General features: G+C 36.9%; 2 protein-coding genes. Both read left to right on the top strand.

What is annotated here, in order from left to right; all coding sequences use genetic code 11:
- Nucleotides 1-52: 52 nt before the first annotated feature.
- Complete coding sequence (locus tag TA89_RS19150; RefSeq protein ID WP_242850080.1) at nucleotides 53-133, top strand: NADH-ubiquinone oxidoreductase chain 4L; 81 nt, start codon at nucleotides 53-55, stop codon at nucleotides 131-133.
- On the top strand, nucleotides 130-1,735 hold a 1,606-nt coding region (locus TA89_RS04730; protein WP_052447328.1), incomplete at its 3' end, for a proton-conducting transporter transmembrane domain-containing protein. The genes TA89_RS19150 and TA89_RS04730, both read left to right, overlap by 4 nt.

The following is a 1,735-nucleotide window of genomic DNA, read 5'->3' on the forward strand; positions in this document are numbered from 1 at the left end:
TCCTCAAGCTCTTACACTGACATCAATAGTAATAGGAGCCTGTGTTACTGCTTTGGCGCTTTCATTGGTGATAAAGGTCAAAGAGCACTATGGAACCATTGATGCAGACAAAGTAAGGAGGTTAAGAGGATGACTTCTTATGTTACAAACTTACCGGTAATTGCAATTATAGTACCCTTTGTCATGGCATTCATCATAGGGCTCACTGGTAATAAAAACCTTAAGCTGAAAAAGTTTTTATCTTTATTAGCAACTTTAATTTCACTGGTGGCAGTATTACTTCTAATAAAACCTATAATGGTTAATAAAAATATTGCAACATATTGGATGGGAAATTGGAAACCTGTGGAAGGATGGGCTATAGGTATAGGCCTTGAAGTGGATGCTTTAAGCCTTTTCGTGGGACTAATTATAGCCGTAACCTGTTTTTTATCTTCAATATATTCAATACGTTACATGGAGAGAGATAACTCCCTGGAAAAGTATTATACGTTATTTTTGCTGCTTGCAGGCAGCATGCTTGGATTTGTTTTTACCGGTGATCTTTTTAATATGTATGTTATGCTTGAAATAATGACCTTTGCTGCGGTAGCTTTAACTGCTTTTAGAAATAAAACCTATAAAGCTATTGAAGCTGGTTTTAAGTATATTGTAATCGGTTCTTTAGGTTCTTCCCTGATACTTATAGGAACGGTATTGCTTTATGCTCAGGTAAATACGCTGAATATGGCTCAGATATCAGCAGTGATATATAATAACGATTTAACACCTGTAACCATTATGGCGTTAACGTTGCTGCTTACAGGTTATGCAGTTAAAGCATTTTTGGTACCTTGTCATACCTGGCCGCCGGATGCTCATATGTCCGCTCCTTCCTCTATATCAATGCTGCTTTCAGGGGTAATGAGTAAAACAGGAGTATATGGAATAATAAGAATATTATATATGCTGTTTCACGCCTCAGGAAAAACCTCTTTAGCTGCACTTATAATTACTTGGGGAACTATAACCATGCTTGTAGGAGTGACTATGGCGTTAGTTCAGACTGATTTTAAGAGATTACTGGCATTTCACTCAGTGTCACAGCTTGGCTATATAATGGTTGGATTAGGAGTTGGCTTGGTCAGTACAAATGAAATAGCTGTGTTAGGTGCTTTAGGTGGTCTTTACCATATGCTTAATCATGCAACTTTTAAATGTCTTTTATTTTTGACTGCAGGAGCCGTACTATATACTACCGGCACAACTGATTTAGACAAATTAGGAGGGCTTGGGAAAAAGATGCCTTTAACCACGGTATTATTTATGATCGGTGCTGCAGCTATAAGCGGCATACCTCCTTTTAATGGTTTTGTGTCTAAATGGCTTATATATCAGGCCAGCTATGAAGCCGGTTATTATTGGGTTACCATAGCAGCTTTATTGGTTTCTGTAATGACCTTAGCCTCCTTTGTAAAAGTTGGTCAGTCTGTTTTTTTTGGTCAAAGGCATAAAGACTATGATAATGTAAAAGATGTTCCATGGACTATGAGAATTCCGATGATAATACTATCTTTGATATGCGTTATAGGTGGATTGTTTCCAAGATTTATATCAAAATATCTATTAGAGCCTACAGCCTATGCCATGTATAACCTAGGAGGCTACATAGAGGTTATGTTTGGGAAAGAATTTGTAGCTAAAATGTTTAAAAGTACTGTAACTATACCGGAAATAAACTATTCTTATGCAGGAT

Source organism: Clostridium polynesiense, from assembly GCF_000820705.1.
Classification (GTDB): Bacteria; Bacillota; Clostridia; order Clostridiales; family Clostridiaceae; genus Clostridium_AA; species Clostridium_AA polynesiense.